General features: G+C 35.3%; 21 protein-coding genes. 1 reads left to right on the forward strand and 20 read right to left on the reverse strand.

Annotated elements, in window-relative coordinates; genetic code table 11:
- Position 1: 1 nt before the first annotated feature.
- The 16 genes from BW939_RS14310 to BW939_RS14390 form a co-directional block, all read right to left on the reverse strand.
- Positions 2 to 376: an ApeI family dehydratase gene (locus tag BW939_RS14310; RefSeq protein WP_185094323.1), complete on the reverse strand. Its 375-nt coding sequence runs from the start codon at positions 374 to 376 to the stop codon at positions 2 to 4.
- 3 nt (positions 377 to 379) lie between these two features.
- Complete coding sequence (locus BW939_RS14315) at positions 380 to 1,015, reverse strand: flexirubin biosynthesis protein LolB2 (RefSeq protein ID WP_076452702.1); 636 nt, start codon at positions 1,013 to 1,015, stop codon at positions 380 to 382.
- A complete protein-coding gene (locus BW939_RS14320; protein WP_076452703.1) occupies positions 981 to 1,607 on the reverse strand; it encodes a flexirubin biosynthesis/transport protein LolA2 in 627 nt (208 codons plus the stop codon). The genes BW939_RS14315 and BW939_RS14320 overlap by 35 nt, the downstream gene beginning before the upstream one ends.
- Complete coding sequence (locus BW939_RS14325) at positions 1,607 to 2,356, reverse strand: polysaccharide deacetylase family protein (protein WP_076452747.1); 750 nt, start codon at positions 2,354 to 2,356, stop codon at positions 1,607 to 1,609. The genes BW939_RS14320 and BW939_RS14325 overlap by 1 nt, the downstream gene beginning before the upstream one ends.
- Positions 2,357 to 2,389: 33 nt before the next feature.
- Entirely contained in the window at positions 2,390 to 3,451 is a 1,062-nt protein-coding gene (locus BW939_RS14330; RefSeq protein WP_076452704.1) for a beta-ketoacyl synthase N-terminal-like domain-containing protein, read from the reverse strand.
- A complete protein-coding gene (locus tag BW939_RS14335; protein WP_076452705.1) occupies positions 3,448 to 4,647 on the reverse strand; it encodes a beta-ketoacyl-[acyl-carrier-protein] synthase family protein in 1,200 nt (399 codons plus the stop codon). The genes BW939_RS14330 and BW939_RS14335 overlap by 4 nt, the downstream gene beginning before the upstream one ends.
- Positions 4,648 to 4,729: 82 nt before the next feature.
- Positions 4,730 to 4,987 (reverse strand): phosphopantetheine-binding protein, encoded by a 258-nt coding sequence (locus BW939_RS14340; RefSeq protein ID WP_076452706.1) that lies wholly within the window; start codon positions 4,985 to 4,987, stop codon positions 4,730 to 4,732.
- 157 nt (positions 4,988 to 5,144) lie between these two features.
- Complete coding sequence (locus tag BW939_RS14345; protein ID WP_076452707.1) at positions 5,145 to 5,684, reverse strand: 3-oxoacyl-ACP synthase; 540 nt, start codon at positions 5,682 to 5,684, stop codon at positions 5,145 to 5,147.
- 18 nt (positions 5,685 to 5,702) lie between these two features.
- Positions 5,703 to 5,990, reverse strand: a complete 288-nt coding sequence (locus BW939_RS14350) for a type II toxin-antitoxin system RelE/ParE family toxin (RefSeq protein WP_076452708.1) — start codon at positions 5,988 to 5,990, stop codon at positions 5,703 to 5,705.
- On the reverse strand, positions 5,980 to 6,222 hold the full coding sequence (locus BW939_RS14355) for a hypothetical protein (RefSeq protein ID WP_076452709.1): 243 nt from the start codon (positions 6,220 to 6,222) through the stop codon (positions 5,980 to 5,982). The genes BW939_RS14350 and BW939_RS14355 overlap by 11 nt, the downstream gene beginning before the upstream one ends.
- Before the next feature lie 40 nt (positions 6,223 to 6,262).
- Entirely contained in the window at positions 6,263 to 7,396 is a 1,134-nt protein-coding gene (locus BW939_RS14360) for a beta-ketoacyl synthase N-terminal-like domain-containing protein (RefSeq protein WP_076452710.1), read from the reverse strand.
- Positions 7,397 to 7,689: 293 nt separating this feature from the next.
- Positions 7,690 to 8,109: an acyl-CoA thioesterase gene (locus BW939_RS14370; RefSeq protein ID WP_076452712.1), complete on the reverse strand. Its 420-nt coding sequence runs from the start codon at positions 8,107 to 8,109 to the stop codon at positions 7,690 to 7,692.
- Between the two features lie 455 nt (positions 8,110 to 8,564).
- Positions 8,565 to 9,827 carry an ABC transporter permease gene (locus tag BW939_RS14375; RefSeq protein ID WP_076452713.1) on the reverse strand — a complete coding sequence of 421 codons (1,263 nt, stop codon included), beginning with the start codon at positions 9,825 to 9,827 and terminating at the stop codon, positions 8,565 to 8,567.
- Entirely contained in the window at positions 9,817 to 10,569 is a 753-nt protein-coding gene (locus tag BW939_RS14380; RefSeq protein WP_076452714.1) for an ABC transporter ATP-binding protein, read from the reverse strand. Before BW939_RS14380 ends, BW939_RS14375 begins: the two co-directional genes overlap by 11 nt.
- A gap of 1 nt (position 10,570) precedes the next feature.
- Complete coding sequence (locus BW939_RS14385) at positions 10,571 to 11,566, reverse strand: BtrH-related acyltransferase DarH (protein WP_028121065.1); 996 nt, start codon at positions 11,564 to 11,566, stop codon at positions 10,571 to 10,573.
- Positions 11,566 to 11,970 carry a flexirubin biosynthesis protein DarG gene (locus BW939_RS14390; RefSeq protein WP_028121066.1) on the reverse strand — a complete coding sequence of 135 codons (405 nt, stop codon included), beginning with the start codon at positions 11,968 to 11,970 and terminating at the stop codon, positions 11,566 to 11,568. The genes BW939_RS14385 and BW939_RS14390 overlap by 1 nt, the downstream gene beginning before the upstream one ends.
- A gap of 246 nt (positions 11,971 to 12,216) precedes the next feature.
- Here BW939_RS14390 and BW939_RS14395 point away from each other — a divergent pair, with 246 nt between their 5' ends.
- Positions 12,217 to 15,129 carry a M16 family metallopeptidase gene (locus BW939_RS14395; RefSeq protein ID WP_076452715.1) on the forward strand — a complete coding sequence of 971 codons (2,913 nt, stop codon included), beginning with the start codon at positions 12,217 to 12,219 and terminating at the stop codon, positions 15,127 to 15,129.
- A gap of 95 nt (positions 15,130 to 15,224) precedes the next feature.
- Here the strand turns inward: BW939_RS14395 and BW939_RS14400 are convergent, their stop codons facing one another.
- From BW939_RS14400 to BW939_RS14415, 4 genes are all read right to left on the reverse strand, one after another.
- Complete coding sequence (locus BW939_RS14400) at positions 15,225 to 15,494, reverse strand: hypothetical protein (RefSeq protein ID WP_076452716.1); 270 nt, start codon at positions 15,492 to 15,494, stop codon at positions 15,225 to 15,227.
- A 91-nt stretch (positions 15,495 to 15,585) separates the two neighbouring features.
- Positions 15,586 to 16,023 carry a hotdog family protein gene (locus BW939_RS14405; protein WP_076452717.1) on the reverse strand — a complete coding sequence of 146 codons (438 nt, stop codon included), beginning with the start codon at positions 16,021 to 16,023 and terminating at the stop codon, positions 15,586 to 15,588.
- A gap of 61 nt (positions 16,024 to 16,084) precedes the next feature.
- On the reverse strand, positions 16,085 to 16,516 hold the full coding sequence (locus tag BW939_RS14410) for a hotdog family protein (RefSeq protein ID WP_084566671.1): 432 nt from the start codon (positions 16,514 to 16,516) through the stop codon (positions 16,085 to 16,087).
- Complete coding sequence (locus BW939_RS14415) at positions 16,516 to 17,655, reverse strand: dialkylresorcinol biosynthesis protein DarB (RefSeq protein ID WP_076452718.1); 1,140 nt, start codon at positions 17,653 to 17,655, stop codon at positions 16,516 to 16,518. The genes BW939_RS14410 and BW939_RS14415 overlap by 1 nt, the downstream gene beginning before the upstream one ends.
- Between the last annotated feature and the right edge of the window lies 1 nt (position 17,656).

Genomic DNA, 17,656 nt, shown 5'->3' on the forward strand with positions numbered 1-17,656 from the left:
CTTAAATTTTAGTGTAATTAACAGACATTTTCAATGCAATAGTCTCGCCAAAAGCGGTAGTGTTTTTCACTTTAACTTCGGTTTCACTTTCGGTAATGATGAAACTTAAATCTAAATCTGGCGTCTCAAAAGGATTAATAATCGCCATAAATTTTACATTGGAAGCAGATTTTAGGAATAATTTTTTTCCGGTAAACTCTTCCGTCAATTCTTTTACGATCTGCATCATACAAACACCTGGTGTTACAGGATTGCCTGGGAAATGGCCCTTAAATATTTCGTGATCTTTATTGAGGGAAATGTTGGCAATAAAACTTCCGTTTTCCGTCTTTTCAGAGGATTTTAATGTGTAAAAATCTGTAAGAATAGTCTGCATTATTTATTCAGTTTCAGTGATTTGGAATAATTTTATATTGATTTTAAAATCTTTATGGTCTAGAAGAATCATCTCTGCAAAAGTAGGTTTTTTTGCATCAAAACTAAAATCGATTTTTTCCTTATTGCTCTTGGTATAAATGATTTGCTTGAGCAAACTATTTTCTTTGTTGAAAAACAAATAATAGCTTTTCTTCTTAGTTTTCGAGAGGTAAATTCTTGAATTTTCATTTTCAAAACTTTCGTTCACAAGGTATTTTTGCCTTAAAAGTTCCTGAAAATCATTTTTCAAAAAATTAATAACCATTTTTTTATCTAAATCTGCCAAAACATAGTTGAGCTTAAAATCATTTTCAGAAATTTCAAAATCAATCATTTTATTGCCAAAATCTGATGTCATCACCACCCGATGTGTGTCATCTGATATTTTTTTGATGATTAAAATTCCGCTGACGTGATTTTTATAAATATCCATCTGGCATTTGTATACATAATCTTCTTTCGACGAAAAATATAAATTTTCAACCGTTTTTTCGAAATTTGAAATAGGTTTTACATCTTTTAGCTGGTACGTCTTACAAGAAATCAACAGCAGAAAAATTGAGCTATAAAGAAAACTCAGCAGCAGGAATCGGCGCATTGATTTTGGTGTTTTTGAAAACAATATTTGTGGTGTCGCCCGAAGCTTCGGTCATATTCACTTGCGAAACGGTCGATTGGTTTTTAGGAAAATGAAGTTCAATCTGTTTGATGTATTTCAGTAATTGAGGAGATTTTGGAGTAAACTTGGCGATGTTTGAACTTCCATTTTTAAAATATGAAACTACAAATTCCGGATCGCTAAACATTTTTCCGTTAGAACTTCCTACAATTAATTTGTTGATCTTTTCAAAAGTTTTGCTTTTTGCATCCACCGAAGATTTTTTTCCTTGGTCGTTGATGAAAATTTTATTTTCCTTGAAGATAATACTGTACTGATATGGTTTTGTGTACTTCCAGCTTAAGTTATTTGGGGATTTTAAAGACATTCTGCCTTGCGTGACAATATTTTTATCTAAAAAATCCATCTTTTTGGTCTGAACAAAATCACTTTGCAAAGTTTTGATTTCTTTGGTTTCAGCAGAAATTTTTGTCACGAATGCTTTAGATTCGGCGCTCGTCATTGCTGTGTTCTGTGCAAAAACAAAACCTGAAATTAAGAAAAGTGTTATGAAAACTATATTTTTAAACATTATTTTTCTGATTTAATCATTGAATCAATCGTGAAAGTCGAATACTTTTCACGTTCCAAAAATAACAATAATTCGACCAAAACTTGGTACGTTTTCTCGGAAGTGTCGTGCAGAAGAATAATGCTTCCTTTTCGCAGATTTTTTGTGATTTTATTTAAAATTTTCTTCTCATCAGAAATTATTGTATCCAAAGAACGTGTATTCCATCCGATGCTTTTCTTATGAGTTTTTTTAATTGCTTTTGCAATATTCGGATTGGTAACGCCGAAAGGTGGTCGGTATAAACTGGTTTTAATTTTTCCGATTTTGAAAATAATTTCATCACACTTTTCAATTTCCTCTACCATTTTTGAAGTTGATAAAAATCCGGTATTATTAGAATGTGAAAAGGTGTGATTTCCTACTGTGTGACCTTCCGCAATAATTCTTAGAAAAGTTTCGGGATATTTTTCAATCTGTTTTCCGATGCGGAAAAATGTGGCTTTGATGTTGTTTTCCTTCAAAACATCTAAAAACTTCGGCGTAAACTCAGTAGGTCCGTCATCAAAAGTCAAAGCGACTTCTTTTATTTTCGTTCGTTTGTGGGTAAAATTGTTAACAAAATATCCTAACTGAATATCAAACGATCCCCAAATTACAACTACTGAAAATAGAATGAAACAAAAGATGTAGACCCAAATAGTTCCCTGAAACCCGAAAATAATAAGGTTGCAAAACAAGTAAAATAGGACGAAAGAATAGTGTTTCATTTTTTTATGTCTGTAAACCTCCAAGGTTTGGTTTTAAGCCTTCTCCAGCAAAACCAAGCTATGGTCTTTTCCTCCAAGATGATTATAGAGAAGAATATTTTGAATATTTTCCCTTTTCACATCATTAATTTTCATCACTTCTGGAATCTCTTGATTTTTAAGAATCTTGCAAGCCATAAATGTTGAAAAACCACTTGCTGTATTGTATTCGCCACTCAAATGCTTGTAATAAAGTAGTGAAGAATTTGGAAATAATTCAGATGCATTTTTATAATAAACATCAGATGCAGAATCTCCACTGAAACCAAAAATTACAGCATCAAGCTCTTCGTTTTTCAACTTATTTTTAACTAAAAAATCCTCAATGAATTGTTGAGTTTCGTTTAATTCTAATGAGTTAATAATTTTAATATCTTTCAGTTTGGCATAAGAGTTTTCAGTTTTCTCTTTTCCTAAAACAAAAAAGCTAGAACCTTCGCCCCAAATTACGCCTTCACTTTTTGAGTTTAAATAATCAACCGGAAGATTTTCTTCTTTTTTAATGGCATTGGTAAGTTTGTACAGTTCCATTGTTCGCTCGGTTTGCTCGTCTGTAGAACCTACCAAAACATTGTCTGCTTCACCGTCCAAAATCTGAAGTTTGGCATCCAACATAGAAAATTCCAGCGAAGAAGAGCAATTAACGTAAGTGAAATTATAGCCGTGACATTGCAGTCCCAAAGCGATTTGTCCGGCAACGGTGTTGTGAGTTGACTGGATAAAAAAGGTAGGCGTCAAAAACTCTTCATCGTTATCAATCACATTTTTCAGAAATTTTTCAGAATCTTGTGAACAACCCATTCCGGTTCCTACGATGATGGCGTCGGGTTTTTCAATTCTAGCTTCTTGTAAAGCTTTTTTGGAAGCTACGGAACTCATTTTCACTGTTTTAGACATTCTTCTGCTCATCGCTGGCGGAATGAATTCTTTGTAATTCGGTTCAATGGCTTTTAAAACTAGAACTGTATTTTCAGATTTTAAATGGTCTAAGAAATTGTCGTTTAAAGTGTCCTGAACCGAGATGCAGGCGGCACTGTTGATGTAAACGGTACTCATTGTTTAGAGAAAATTAAAGTTGAACAGTTTCCTCCAAACCCAAATGAATTGGAAAGTACGTGGGTGATATTTTTCTCCTTCAGTTCTGTAACTGGCTTCAGGTCAAATTCTTCCATTTTTGTTTTGAAATTAAGATTTGGAAAAATCACATTGTTCTGCATTGCTAAAATAGAATAAACTGCTTCAATTCCCGCCGCTGCGGCTAAAGTGTGACCAGTAAACGCTTTCGTAGAACTGAATTCAGGAACTTTGTTTTCCCCAAAAATCCGAATCATTGCAATGCCTTCAGACAAATCATTGTTCGGAGTTGCGGTACCGTGAACGTTGATGTAATCGATGTTTTCTTTATTTAAACCAGAAACTTTCAAAGCTTTTTCCATTGCAAGATAAGCACCTTGCCCGTTTTCCGAAGAAGCGGTTTGGTGGTGCGCATCGTTGGCATTTCCGTAGCCGGAAAGATAGGCAATTGGTTTTTTATTTTCTTTTTTTACAATTTCGTCAGATTCCAAAACCAAGAAAGCAGCTGCTTCGCCCAGATTAAGACCTTTTCTGTCGTTGTCGAAAGGGGTATTGTAAGAATCAGTTAAAATCATCAGCGTATTAAAACCATTCAAAGTAAACTTCGAAAGTGAATCTGTTCCGCCAACAATCACACGGTCTAGAACGCCGTTTTTAATGAGTTTTGCGCCCATCATAATCGCATTGGCTGCAGACGAACAGGCTGTGCTGATGGTAGAAACCATTCCTTTCAGACCCAACAATTCTGCAATCGCCAAAGATGAATTTCCTGCGTCGTGAGCGTCGATGTATTTTTGCTTTTCAGGAAAATCTTCGTAGGTGTAGAAATATTTTTCGGTGACATCCATTCCTGCAACACTTGTAGAGGAAATAAGCCCGGTTTTGTATGCGTTGATATCAGATATTCCAGCACTTTCTACGGCTTCTTTTGCAGCAACCATTCCCAATAAAGTGGTTCTCGTTGCTTTGTTATCTTCACTAAGTTGAAGTTTCCGCACAAGTTCTTCGTTAGATAATTTTATCTCGCCTGTTTTGATGCTTCCTTTATGGCGACTTTCAAACAATTCAATGTCTGAAATACCGTGTTTACCGGTTGTGAGCGAAATAAAATTTTCCTCAACATTGTTACCAATGGAGGAAATAATGCCCATTCCTGTAATGGCAATTTTTTGACTCATCTTTTACAAATGTAACAATGTAGCAATGTAACAGTTTACCAATAATTGCCAGACTGTTACACTGTTAGATTGGTAAATTAATTTATTTTGTTCTGTTTTCTTCGATGTATTTCGCCATCACTTCGATAGACTGGAAGATTTCTTTTCCTTTTTTCGGATCAGCCAATTTAATTCCGTAGTCTTTGTCTAGAAGTACAATTAATTCTAAAGCGTCGATAGAATCTAAACCAAGACCACCACCGAAAAGTGGATCTGTATCTTTGATTTCTTCTACTGCAACGTCTTCAAGGTTAAGAACTTCTATAATTTTGTTTTTTAATTCTAATTTTAAATCGCTCATAAAAATTAATTTGAAAATATGTTAATTAGATAATTTGAAAATGTTTTACAATATAACAGATGTTAGATTTTAAATTAAAATTAGTCTGTTGAATAATTGTTGTACTTATTATGAACATTTCGCATTTTCAAATTAGCACATTTTCAAATTATCAAATTTATAATGTCAGCAAATATACAAAAGCTTTATAACTTTCCTGATATAGTTCCACCCAGCCACACAAGACTTTTTCGGCTTTTCCAGATTGCAGAATCTGTGCCGAATAGGAGTTTAAAAATTCTTCATCAAATTGATCTAAAACGAAAAACGCATTTTCGGTTTGCATTTTATGTTTAATGCTGATTTCTCCTACGCAGATATTGGGTAAAGTGTACACAAAAACCGCAGGACTTGGGAAAAAATCTTCCTGAGAATTGATGCTTTGCTGGTATTTAAAATCCGTATCTAAACTTGAAGATTTGTTGGCGAAAACCAAAGCCGTTTTGCTGTGATCATCGTTTTTCAGAATCATTTCGGAAGCGAGAAAAGCGAGTTTGCTGAGATGATCCATCTTATGAAATTTGGGATAATTCAGTTCTAAAGTTTTGTAGGCTTCTTTCGCAAAGTCTGAGAAATTTTCGGTTTCAGTTTCAAAAATAATTTGTTCGTTGAGGATTATTTTTGAGTTTTCTATGGTACAAATGTCTGTTTTCTTCATTAAGGTTTTTCAAAAAGGTTAAGGCTTTTTTGTTGGATTTTGATGAGTGTTGAAAACAGAGAACACCACAACTTCTTTATCAATCAATTCGTAAATAATTACGAAAGGGAATTTTTGGATGTATGCTTCTCGAAATTGGCTATTTTTCAAAGGATAATGGAGCGAATTTTTGGTAATTCTGCCAAAAAATTTTTGAACACATTTTAAAAATTTAAGACCTAAACCTTTTCGCTTGCTTTGATAATATTCAATTGCTTCCGCTAAATCGATGTGAGATCTTGACTTTAAAATTAATTTATAAGTCATAGTCTTTCATCAACTTTTGCTTTACTTCTTCCCAAGTATACGAAGGCGTTTCTCCTTTCAAATGCTTTTCCCTTTCAATTTCAAGCTTTTCATAATACCAATCAGGAATTGCTGGATAGTTGTCTTCCTGCTCCTCAACATTAATAATTCCGTTAATGATGCGCAGAATTCTCTCATCTGCAATATCGTTGAAGTCGTGAATTCTTTTTCTGAGTTCTAAAGTAGATTCCATTTCCTAAAACTTTAATGCTATCAAAATTACAAAATTATTTTTATGCTTTTTCCAAAACAATTGCCGCATTACATCCGCCAAAACCCGAAGCCGTTTTCAAAATATATTTAATTTTTGCCGATTTATTTTCCTTAATAATATTCAAATCTTGTGAAATGCCCATTTCTTCAAAATTTTTAGAAGGAATCAAAGTATTGTTTAAGGCAGATTGCATAGAAATAATACTTTCCAAAAGTCCTGATGCGCCCAAACAATGTCCATAATAACCTTTCATACTGTTGAGGGGCACATTTTGCAAATCCATTCTGTTGAAGGCAATGGCTTCCATCTCGTCGTTGTAAAGTGTCGCAGTTCCGTGAGCGGAAATGAAATCTATTTGTTCTGATGAAATATTTGCTTCATTCATCGCATTTTGCACGCTGGCAAACAATCCGTCGCCAGTTCTTGATGGGCCAGAAATATGATTGGCATCGTTAATGGCAGAATCGCCTAACACTTTAAACCGAAATTTTTCGTTTTCTGATGGAGTGGAAGTGATGTAAACTGCTGCAGTCGCTTCGCCCAGATTAATTCCGTTTCTGTTTTTGTCATAAGGTTTGCAAGGTTCGCTTCCAATGGCTTGAAAAGAATTAAACCCCGAAATCACAAACTCAGAAATCTCATCTCCAGCAACCACAAAAGCGTCTTTATAGTTTCCTGCCAGAATCATATTTTTCGCAACAGCAATCGCCATCACTCCAGAAACGCAAGCGTTGGAAACCACGATTGGTTTGGTTTTAAATCCGAAAAAATCTGCTAATTTTTGAGCTAAATTCGAGAGATAAACACCTTCCGGTAGAGAGCTTTCGTTCTTTAATAAGCTGATGTTTCCCTTCGTTGTGGAGAGAATAAAAGCGGTTTGATCTGAAATCGGATGTCTTTCTACTAAAGGTTTCAGACTTAGTAAAAACATTTTTTCAAGTCTTGTGAAATCCTTATTGTTGAAGTTATTATTAAATTTTTCTTCCAGCTTTTCAGAATCAATTTTAGAAACAAAAAAAGCTTCGTGATTATCAACAACTTTATGCAGTGCAACGCCAGATTTTCCTTGCAAAATTGCTTTCCAGTTTGATTCTACATCAAAACCCATAGGCGTGACGCAGTTGTAATCTGTAATGTAAATTTCTTTGTTCATTAACTACTAAAATTTTTGAATCTTATTTTGAAAACATTATTGCCGATTAAATACAATTAACAGGTCGCTCCTACGGAGCTTTAATTTTTGAATAATTTTTTCTATTATCAGTATGCTCCTAACGGTGCTGTGTTTATTCCTATCGGGATTTACTGTTAATAGAAAAAAGTGAAACCACCAAAAACAGAGCTCTAGAGGAGCGAAATGTAGATTTATCTTGTAAATATCGTGTTTGTCTGTTTTCATCGGACAACAATTTTTTAAAAAGCTAATAGCCAATTGCCAAAAGCCATCTAAAATCCCATTTTGTTTTTCCAAGCCTGAAAAAACTCGGGATTGTACAGGCATAAATTATTGTCGGAATCCAGAAAAACCTGAATGGTTTCGCCACTGCAAACCAATTGATTTTGCTGATTGAAAATCTCGTATTTGTAAATCAGTTTCGCTGACACAGAATTCACGAAAGTCGTAACGATGTTGAATGTTTCACCGTATTTCAAAGGTAGAAAATGTTCGCACGTACTTTTCACAATCGGTGTTACAAATCCCGCTTTTTGGATGTCGAGATAGGTTAAGCCGTGCTGTCTTCCGAAAGCTTCTCTTCCATCTTCAAAATACACGATGTAATGGCCGTGCCAGACAATTCCCAGCGGGTCTGTTTCGTTGAATCGTACGCGTACTTCTTCTGTACAAGTTATATTTTTAGACTGCATTTTGTATTCTTTTTTTTTACCACAAAGGGCACAAAGGTTTTCACAAAGATTTCACCAATTATAATCAAATATATTATAATCTGATAAAATTGAAATAAGATTATCAGGTCGCTCTTCTAGAGCTTTAATTTTATCAATATCTATTTGCTATTAACAGTTTGCTTCTAACGAAGCTTTGCAAAGTCCCATCGGGGCTTACTGTTAGTAGAAAAAAATGAAGCCCCAAAAACAAAGCTCCAGAGGAGCGAACTGTTTATTTATCTTTCAACTTTGCCAAAGTTTTGTCTCTTTGATAGGGTTGACGAAACGTGAATTTCCAACAAAATCCCTAGCCCTGATGGGAACGGCATCCTTTTTTGTTATTGCGGTTGCTGACGGGTTCAATAGATAACTTCACTTCGTTCGCAATGACAAAAAAGATATAGTGGACAGCAGGTTCCCGGCTTCTAAAAAAATCACACACTATTTTGTTTCCTCTCATACAATAAAGAAACAGTTACCATCACAATATAAAATAAAAATAAGAAAATAAGTTCTTTGGCAATTTCGCCAATCCCGCTGTTTCTTAAAATGATATCGTAATACGCATTCAGCCCCCAATTCATCGGGGAAAACTGCGCAATTTTCTGCATAAATTCGGGCATCAGGAAAACCGGAACCCAGATTCCGCCAATCGCTGCCAAAACCACCACTGAAGTCGCTCCAAAGGGCGCCGACTGCTCCTGAGTATTGGACATTGTTCCGATTAAAACCCCAAATCCAATCGCTGCCAAGCCCGCAAAAAGCGTAACAATGAGAAGGTGGAACATTTTTCCGGAAACATCAAACTGAGGCAAATCCATCAGTGGGAAAAGCCAGATTCCTACCGCTACCATCAGTAGAAACTGGATGACGCAAATGATAAGATACGTCAATGTTTTTCCTAAAATATGAATGTAATACGGCGTAGGGCTCACGCGAACTCTCACGCTTGTTCCCTGACTTTTTTCTTTCACCAAATTAATAGACAAAGGTACCACAATGAAGAAAATCGCAAACAATGCCCAAGCAGGAACGTTGTGCTGAACAGAATTCGGTATTAGTTCTTCCTTGCCTTTGTTCGGCGTGATTTCTTTGAAGCTAATTAAGCTTTGATTTTTAAGGTCTTCCGTTGTTCCCAGTTGATCTTGGAAAGCTTTGTATATTTTTTTATTCTCGATTTCAAAAACCATTTTATTGATGGAATTCATCACAGAATTTTTGAAACCTGCATTGGTTGCAGGGTCGAAATAGAGATGAATGTTTTTTGCTTTAGAAGCCACGGCTTTTGTAGCAGTAGAATCGGTCTCCAAGCCAAACGAACTTACGATGGCTTGAACTTTAGAATCAATATTTGAATTTAAATCTTTCGTTAGATTTTCGGGGATGACGATGGCCATTTGATAATCACCAGAAAAAACGGCATTTTGAGCGGATTTTTCATCATAATTGGTGAGTAAATCAAAAGTTTTACTGCGTTGAAATTCTAGTTTGATGTTCTTAGAAATTTCAGATTTATCTTTATCGATAAAAATAATCGGAATTTTTGAACCTTCCAGATTTTTGAATGTCGAATCCTGAATTAAGGTAATTGTAATAATCAGCAACAACGGCATCAGAAATATAATGACAATTCCGCCAGAATCTCTTTTCAATAATTGAATTTCTTTGATGAAACTTCTCCACAATTTATACAACATCTCTCAATTCTTTTCCGGTTAATGAAATGAAAACATCCTCTAGGTTTTCGGCATTGGCAATTCTTTCTACCAATTCTTGCGGAGTTCCCGTTGCGTGGATTTTTCCGTGGTCTATGATGGCGATTTTTGTACAAAATTCCTCAGCTTCAGATAAGTGATGCGAGGTGTAAATAATGCACGTTCCTTTTTTATTTAGATCTAAAAGATAATCAATTATTGTTTTTTTTGATTGAACATCAACGCCAACCGTCGGCTCATCCAAAAACAGAACTTTCGGATTGTGGAGCGTTCCTGCAATCAAATTGCAACGGCGCTTCATTCCACCGGAGAACTGGTCTACTTTTTTATTGGCAAATTTCGTTAGACCCATTAATTCCAACGCTTCATCGATGGCTTTGTGAAGGTAATTGTTCTTCAAACCATACAGACTTCCGAAGAACAGAAGGTTTTCTTTTGCCGTCAGAGTCGGGTAGAGCGCATATTCCTGAGGAACGACTCCAATGATTTGTTTGATTTTGGAACTGTCTTTTTTAGGCGACAATCCGTTGATGGTAAAACTTCCTGAGGTTGGTTTAATCAAACCAGAAAGCATAGAAATCAACGTGGTTTTTCCTGCTCCATTGGGACCGAGAATTCCGTAGATTTCGTTTTTATCAATATTCAAAGAAATATCATTAACCGAAAAGTCTTCCGAGTTTTTGTATTTCTTGTAAAGGTTTTTTATTTCGATGATATTCTCCAAACTAAATCGCTTTTCGTAGTTTCTTATAAAAAGCCTCTTCCAAATCAGCAATATGCAACATCGATTTTGAAAGCTGATTGTAAATGTCGCTTTTCGAATTTCTATTTTTGTAAACTCTGGCAATATCCACAGCAAAGTCTCTCCATAGATCACCGATGGCGGTAATTTCTTTGGATAATTCCTTTAACTCGTCATTTTTAAGAATCACAGCTGCTTCCTGTAAAAAAGCACCGTAAATAAATCTAAAACCGCCACCGCCGGTCCCGATTTCTTCCTGCATTCTGATTAATTGTCCGAGATAATGATTGGTCACTTTTGTGCCTTTTTTCTCAGCCCATTTGGGGATGCTTTTGGCTACCCAACGCATTGCTTTTACGCCGATAATCGGAACGGGAGCCAGCATATTTTTGCAGGTATCTTTAATTCCTTTTTTAATAGCTTCTTCCAGATTTACATTCTCAGGAATGTGTGTCGGGAAATACATATGACCTTTTGGAGCGAGTGCGCCTTTTGCATAGCGAACTTTTTCAAGTTCAGCTTCCGTCAAAGTTGTTGCGAAATCCATTACTGGGTCGCTGATGAGGAATTTGCCGTCCTCTTTTCCGTAAACCACAAGGTTGTGAGCGTTGAAATGGAATTTATATTCTTCAGGGAAATACGTGAGGTTGAAAACTCCGACTTGCAGACCTGTCGGGATATTTTGTTCTAAATTTTTTTCCAAAGCAGCTTGAGCTTCTTTAGGATTTGAAAATTTTATTCTTTTGATTTTAATTCCAAGCCTTTTTGCAGCCTTGCTGAAAATAGCTCCCGGCATCGGACGGTAGCTGAAACCCGGCGCAAAATTGACTTTTAAGAAAGGCAGATAAACGAAAAACAATCCGGAACCGATTCCGAAAATCATTGGTTCGCTGAGTTTCAAACCTCTATTGAGAAGTAGATTGGAGGCAACACCGTTTTCGCAGTGGGCAGTCTGATGGTGTTCAAAATTCAATTTCATTATTTACCGTCGAAGTTTTTGAGTTCGTCTACCGAAATTCCGAACGTATCGGCATATTTCTTCAAAGTAGAATCACTGAGTTTTTTGAAAATTTTTGGTTTTGCGTGTCTTTTAACCGTCCATTGCCACATTCCGACGTAAGCCGCGAGAACCTGCAAATCCATTTTGTTAAATTCCATAAAATAGATGATTGGGCTCACAATCTGGTTGGCAACGTTTTGTTTTGCCTCTTCAATTCTCTCGTTGATGAGCGCCATAGATTCATCGAGTGCTGCTTTTTTGGCGTCCCAGCCGATGCTGTTGGCGGTAGTGTAATTGTTGTTTTCATCAGTCACATAGAGCATCTCCGTCATATTTGCTGATTGAAGATTGCTTTCATCTTGTGGAATATCTTGTTTTTTCATCTGAAAAAATTGATTTTAAATATTCAGATGGTATTTTATGCATCTGTATTTTATTGATTTTTGAATATGCTAAAATAATAAAAATGCAGGACATAGTGTAATGGAATGTCTTGGTGTATAGTGCTGAAATTTTTTATTGATTGTCTTTGTTAATATAGTTTTTTTTAAATAATGACAAACTGTAACAGATACATTAAATTTTGTACTAATTATTTTAACTATAAAAATGATTTAATAAGTTCTACTATGAAGAAATTTTTTATTTCAGTTTCTCTTTTTTGCACAATCATTGCAATGGCGCAGAAATTTGAAACACAGAAACAGACCGATGCTCAAGGTTATACCTATGAAACTGTAAAAAATGATCAGGCTGGAGTGAGGGTTTATACTTTAAAAAACGGGTTAAAAGTTTATTTGGCAAAGAATGACGACGCTCCTAGAATCCAAACTTACGTGCCTGTAAGAACAGGTTCAAACAATGACCCAAGTGATAATACAGGTCTTGCTCATTATCTTGAGCACATGGTTTTCAAAGGAACTTCACATTTGGGAACTCAGGACTGGGCAAAGGAAAAGGTCTTGCTGCAGCAAATTTCTGATCTTTATGAGCAACACAAAGCAGAAAAAGATCCTGAAAAGAAAAAAGCACTTTATAAAAAAATTGATGAGGTTTCTAACGAGGCTTCAAAGTTTGCAATTGCTAACGAATACGATAAGGCGATTTCTTCTTTAGGAGCAACAGGAACCAATGCTCATACTTGGCTTGATGAGACAGTTTACAAAAATAACATTCCGGCTAACGAACTAGAGAAATGGTTGAAAGTTGAGAAAGAACGTTTCTCAGAACTGGTTTTAAGACTTTTTCATACAGAGTTGGAGGCAGTATATGAAGAATTTAATAGAGCGCAAGATAACGATAGTCGTTTAGTAAATTATGCTTTAAATGAAGCTCTTTTCCCAAAACATCCGAACGGACAACAAACAACAATAGGCACTTCAGAGCACCTGAAAAGCCCTTCTATGGTGGCGATTCATAAATATTTTGACACATACTATGTTCCAAACAATATGGCGGTTGTTTTGGTTGGAGATTTGGATTTCGACAAAACAATAAAATTAGTTGACCAATATTTCGGGACGTTCAAATACAAAGAACTTCCGATGAAGAAAATGGTTTCTGAAGAACCCATGACCCAAGTGATAAGCAGAACTGTAAAAAGTCCTTCTACACCAAGAATAACAATGGCATGGAGATCTGATTCTTACGGAACTAAAGACGCGAGATTGGCAAGCATGATTGCAGAAATTTTAAGCAACAGCGGTGATGCTGGTTTAATTGATTTGAATATCAGCCAAAAACAAAAAGTACTAAGCGCAGGAGCTTACGAGTCTCCTTACAAAACGTATGGTGCATTTACAATGTACGTTGTTCCTAAAGAAGGGCAAAGCTTTGATGAAGCTAAAAAATTGTTGCTGGACCAGTTAGATTTAGTTAAAAAAGGTCAATTCCCAGATTGGATGCTGAAAGCTATCGTAAACGATATGAAAGTTCAGCGTATGAAGGGTTGGGAAACTGCAGACGGTTTAGCAACTACGCTTTACAGCACGTACATTAATGAAAGAACTTGGCAACAAGAGTTAGACGAAATTAATGATTACGAAAAAATAACCAAAGCAGATATTGTAAAATTTGCCAATGAGTTTTTCAAAGATAATTATGTAGTTGTTTATAAAGAAAAAGGGGTAAATGACAAATTGGTTCGAGTGCAGAATCCTGCCATTACGCCAATTAAACTAAACAGAGAAGCGCAGTCGCCTTTCCTTAAAGATATTTTAGGAATAAAAGCAGGCGATATTAAACCGCAATTTGTTGATTTCAAAACAGCAATTGCTTCCTCTGAAATAAAAGATAAAAAAGTAAGTTTCGTACAGAATAAATATAATAAAGTAGCTCAGGTTAATTATATCTTCCCTTTCGGTACAGATCATGATAAAGAATTGAGTCTTGGTGTAAGCGTTTTACAATATTTGGGGACTGATAAATATACTCCTGAACAGCTGAAAGAAGAATTCTACAAATTAGGAATATCAAACAGTTTCAGAACTTCAAATGACCAAACCATTATCACTTTGAGCGGATTGGAAAGCAATATGAAGAAAGGAGTAGAATTGCTAAATCACTGGATGACCAATGTGAAAGCCGATAAAGCAATCTACAACCAAACTGTAAAAACAATCTTAGAATCCAGAGAAGTTGCTAAAAAAGACAAGACGAGAATTATGTCTGCGCTTTCCAATTATGCGAAATATGGCAAAGATTCTAGAATGACAGATATTATTTCTAAACAACGTCTGGAAAGTATCAACGTGAGTGAGCTGATGTCTAAAATCAAGACCTTAAACCAATATCCTTACGAGATTTTCATCTATGGTGAAGATCAAAAAGGATTGGAAAAAGCAGTTAAACCATTCATTGAAAATACAAAACTGCAGCCTGCGAAAGCAAAAGTATATGCAGAGCCAACAACTGAAGGAAAGGTATATTTCACGGCTTATGACATGGTGCAGATGGAGATGGCTAAAGTTGCCAAAGGAAGCAACGTCAACTTAGCAGACTTCGGGAAAGCCAATGTATTTAATGAATATTTCGGACGCGGACTGTCGTCTATCGTTTTCCAGGAGATCAGAGAGAGCAAGTCATTAGCTTATTCGGCGTATGTTTCTTTTGGTACAGCTTCAGAAAAAAATCATCCAAACTATGTAACCAACTACATCGGAACTCAAGCAAACAAATTACCTCTTGCGGTAAATGCAATGAATGATTTGATGGCAGATTTTCCGCAAATCCCGGCACAGTTTGAGAATTCTAAAGGATCAGCTTTAAAGCAAATAGCATCTAACAGAATTAATAGAACGAGTATTTTTTACAATCAACTAGCATTGAAGAAGTTGGGGGTAGATTACGATATCAGAAAAGATGTTTATGCAGAAATTCAAAATTTAAGCTTACCACAGCTTACCAATTTCTACAATACTGAGATTAAACCACTAAAATACAACACCGCCATTATCGGGAAAAAAGAAAACCTGAATATGGAATCAATCAACAAAATGGGAGAATTCAAAGAAGTTACCCTTGAGGAAATCTTTGGATACTAATTTTTCTAAATATCAATTCTTTGAAGTGAAGCAGAAATGCTTCACTTTTTTTTGGTGGTAATTGAACTTTACAATGTTTACAAATGAAAGATAATTTACTTTCTCTTCTTATATTTCAATTGGATCAAAAGATAAACTTCGTTTTTTTCTAAATCATTGCTCCAAGTACGTTCTACTACCAAGGCATTTTCATACAGGTAAAGATCTTCCATGTTATTCACGTATTCTAATCTTTCAGAAGTTTTATATTTAAAAAATGAAATCAGATTCACCTCATCACCGACGGCAGGTGCTACAGGAAATTCTACAGAGTTTTCAAACTCAAATTCTATATCGTAGGAATAAAATCTTACTTTAACGCTCATACTATTATTTTCACCAAATATATCGAGAATTTAATCAATAAAAAAAGCCAACTTTAAAATTGACTTCTTTATTTTATAATAATTTCAAGTATTAAATCTCCTGAATAAACAAGCTAATCTCCGTACGAATCAATACTTTTTCTCCTAAAAAAGTTTCGCAGAAAATCTGGCAAATGTTTTCGTATTTTGAAATTAAAGAGGCTTTAGAGATAATGGTCTCACCAATTTTTGGAAGTGCAAAAATTTCAATCTTTTTAATGTTGGTAATAAATCCTATTACTTTCGTATTTGATTCCTGATTTTCGAAGAAGCTCTGCCCAAGAATCGAGGATGAGGTTTGAGCCGAATGTTCAATTAATCCAGCTTCCGTAAATTGATTATCTTGAAGGAAAATATTATCGGATTTAATTTTAAAAGAAGTAATAACCTTTTCCGGAGTAAGCTCAAGAATATAATCAGCCATTAACATCGGCTCACGATGAGGTAAAAAATGATGAATGTTGATGTGGTTTTCTTCCTTTAAATCCATATTTTTTTATGTTTAAATCAATTTTGTACCTTTAGAGTTGTGGTAAAAAAAATGATTTTCTCTATTTTACAACGGTTTTCATTTCAGATTTAGCGATAATTACACCATCAATTTTAGTAACGATTTCAACCAAAGTTACGCCCATCATTTCATTAATGATTTTTACTTCAGAAACCAATAGATTACCGATTTTTGGTAAAATGGTAGCTTCAAAGGTTTTGATGGCGCCAATGTAGCCAGTCGGAGCTTCTTTTCCTAAAAGGTAAAATTTGTATCCTGTATGAAGGGCAACGCTTTGCGCCTGATGTTCAATTAATCCTGAAGCTTGAAACGTACCTTCGTGCACAAAAATATTATCTTCTTTAATTTCAAATCCTGAAACCAAAAATTCCTCAGAGTATTCTGAAATTCCGCTTACCATCACAAAAGGAAATTTCTGGGGAATTAAACTTTCTACGAAATTCTGGTTATATGTTGGCAAAGACATATTCATTAGCAAACGGTTAATAAAGCGCAAGAATAAGCAAATCTCCCACTTTCAGGAACGCAAAGAAGTACTTTTTCGCCTTTCTTTAAATTTCCAGAATTCAGAAGTTGTTCTACAGCGATAAAGATAGATCCTGCGCCTATGTTTCCTACTTCAGAAAGATTGTAAAACCATTTTTCCCAAGGGAAATCAAGACCTACATTGGCAAATTCTTCTTTCAAGCCTTCTTTAAAATAGCCTGAAGAAATATGTGCCAAAACGTGATCTACAGATTCTGGATCAAGCTGGTGTTTGTCAAATGAAGACTTTAAACTTTCAGCACCTTTTACCAAAATGTATTTATCAAGAATTTTAGTATCTTGTTTTAATGCGAAAATCGATTGGTTAAGCCACTCTTCAGCAGGATATTCTGCCCAAGATTTTAAACTTCCATCCTCTTGTTTTTCACAACCAGAATACATGCATGCTTCGATTTCGTGAGCGTAAGAGTAGAAGTCAATCCATTCTATTTTCAAAGAAGTTTCGTTTTCTCTAGGTTTGTTTTCTAAGAGAAATGCTCCTGCTCCGTCGGAAAGCATCCATCTTAAAAACTCTCTTTTGAAAGCAACGATGGGTCTTTCTTCCAAAAGCTTCAAGTTTTCTGTTTCGTGATTGAATTTATCTGCAGTCATCCATGCAGACATTCTTTCAGAACCTACGCAGACTGCGTTTTCTTTTATTCCCGCTTTTACATTAAGAAAGCCGTAGTTTAAGGCGTTCATTCCCGAATTACAAAGCCCAGTTGCGGTATTTATTTCGATTGATTTCCCGATATTAAGCTCGCCATGTACCATAGAAGAATGTGAAGGCTGCACTTGATCTGCAGAAGATGTTCCGCAAGAAAGCAATTGCATATTTTCTTTGGTGAAATTTTCATCAAAAAGCCCTTCAACGGCTTTTGCCGTAATTTGTGCGTTGGTGTGGGTGGGGTTTCCTTTTTTATCTAAAGCGTAATATCTCGTTTTGATTTTATTGTTTCTTAGAATCAAAGCTCTCGCCTTAGAAGGTGTATTGTTTACCAAACCAAGGTAGCTCTCCATTTCGTCATTAGAAATTGGCTCATTGGGTAAGTATGTTGAAGCTTTTGTTATAAATACGTCGTACATT

The sequence above is a fragment of the Chryseobacterium piscicola genome, from assembly GCF_900156685.1.
Classification (GTDB): Bacteria; Bacteroidota; Bacteroidia; order Flavobacteriales; family Weeksellaceae; genus Chryseobacterium; species Chryseobacterium piscicola.

What these genes read in the sequence shown, in the direction of transcription:
- BW939_RS14310 (WP_185094323.1), bottom strand. Translation starts at nt 376, where the DNA reads ATGCAGACTATTCTTACAGATTTTTACACATTAAAATCCTCTGAAAAG.
- BW939_RS14315 (WP_076452702.1), bottom strand. Translation starts at nt 1,015, where the DNA reads ATGCGCCGATTCCTGCTGCTGAGTTTTCTTTATAGCTCAATTTTTCTG.
- BW939_RS14320 (WP_076452703.1), bottom strand. Translation starts at nt 1,607, where the DNA reads ATGTTTAAAAATATAGTTTTCATAACACTTTTCTTAATTTCAGGTTTT.
- BW939_RS14325 (WP_076452747.1), bottom strand. Translation starts at nt 2,356, where the DNA reads ATGAAACACTATTCTTTCGTCCTATTTTACTTGTTTTGCAACCTTATT.
- BW939_RS14330 (WP_076452704.1), bottom strand. Translation starts at nt 3,451, where the DNA reads ATGAGTACCGTTTACATCAACAGTGCCGCCTGCATCTCGGTTCAGGAC.
- BW939_RS14335 (WP_076452705.1), bottom strand. Translation starts at nt 4,647, where the DNA reads ATGAGTCAAAAAATTGCCATTACAGGAATGGGCATTATTTCCTCCATT.
- BW939_RS14340 (WP_076452706.1), bottom strand. Translation starts at nt 4,987, where the DNA reads ATGAGCGATTTAAAATTAGAATTAAAAAACAAAATTATAGAAGTTCTT.
- BW939_RS14345 (WP_076452707.1), bottom strand. Translation starts at nt 5,684, where the DNA reads ATGAAGAAAACAGACATTTGTACCATAGAAAACTCAAAAATAATCCTC.
- BW939_RS14350 (WP_076452708.1), bottom strand. Translation starts at nt 5,990, where the DNA reads ATGACTTATAAATTAATTTTAAAGTCAAGATCTCACATCGATTTAGCG.
- BW939_RS14355 (WP_076452709.1), bottom strand. Translation starts at nt 6,222, where the DNA reads ATGGAATCTACTTTAGAACTCAGAAAAAGAATTCACGACTTCAACGAT.
- BW939_RS14360 (WP_076452710.1), bottom strand. Translation starts at nt 7,396, where the DNA reads ATGAACAAAGAAATTTACATTACAGATTACAACTGCGTCACGCCTATG.
- BW939_RS14370 (WP_076452712.1), bottom strand. Translation starts at nt 8,109, where the DNA reads ATGCAGTCTAAAAATATAACTTGTACAGAAGAAGTACGCGTACGATTC.
- BW939_RS14375 (WP_076452713.1), bottom strand. Translation starts at nt 9,827, where the DNA reads ATGTTGTATAAATTGTGGAGAAGTTTCATCAAAGAAATTCAATTATTG.
- BW939_RS14385 (WP_028121065.1), bottom strand. Translation starts at nt 11,566, where the DNA reads ATGAAATTGAATTTTGAACACCATCAGACTGCCCACTGCGAAAACGGT.
- BW939_RS14390 (WP_028121066.1), bottom strand. Translation starts at nt 11,970, where the DNA reads ATGAAAAAACAAGATATTCCACAAGATGAAAGCAATCTTCAATCAGCA.
- BW939_RS14395 (WP_076452715.1), top strand. Translation starts at nt 12,217, where the DNA reads ATGAAGAAATTTTTTATTTCAGTTTCTCTTTTTTGCACAATCATTGCA.
- BW939_RS14400 (WP_076452716.1), bottom strand. Translation starts at nt 15,494, where the DNA reads ATGAGCGTTAAAGTAAGATTTTATTCCTACGATATAGAATTTGAGTTT.
- BW939_RS14405 (WP_076452717.1), bottom strand. Translation starts at nt 16,023, where the DNA reads ATGGATTTAAAGGAAGAAAACCACATCAACATTCATCATTTTTTACCT.
- BW939_RS14410 (WP_084566671.1), bottom strand. Translation starts at nt 16,516, where the DNA reads ATGAATATGTCTTTGCCAACATATAACCAGAATTTCGTAGAAAGTTTA.
- BW939_RS14415 (WP_076452718.1), bottom strand. Translation starts at nt 17,655, where the DNA reads ATGTACGACGTATTTATAACAAAAGCTTCAACATACTTACCCAATGAG.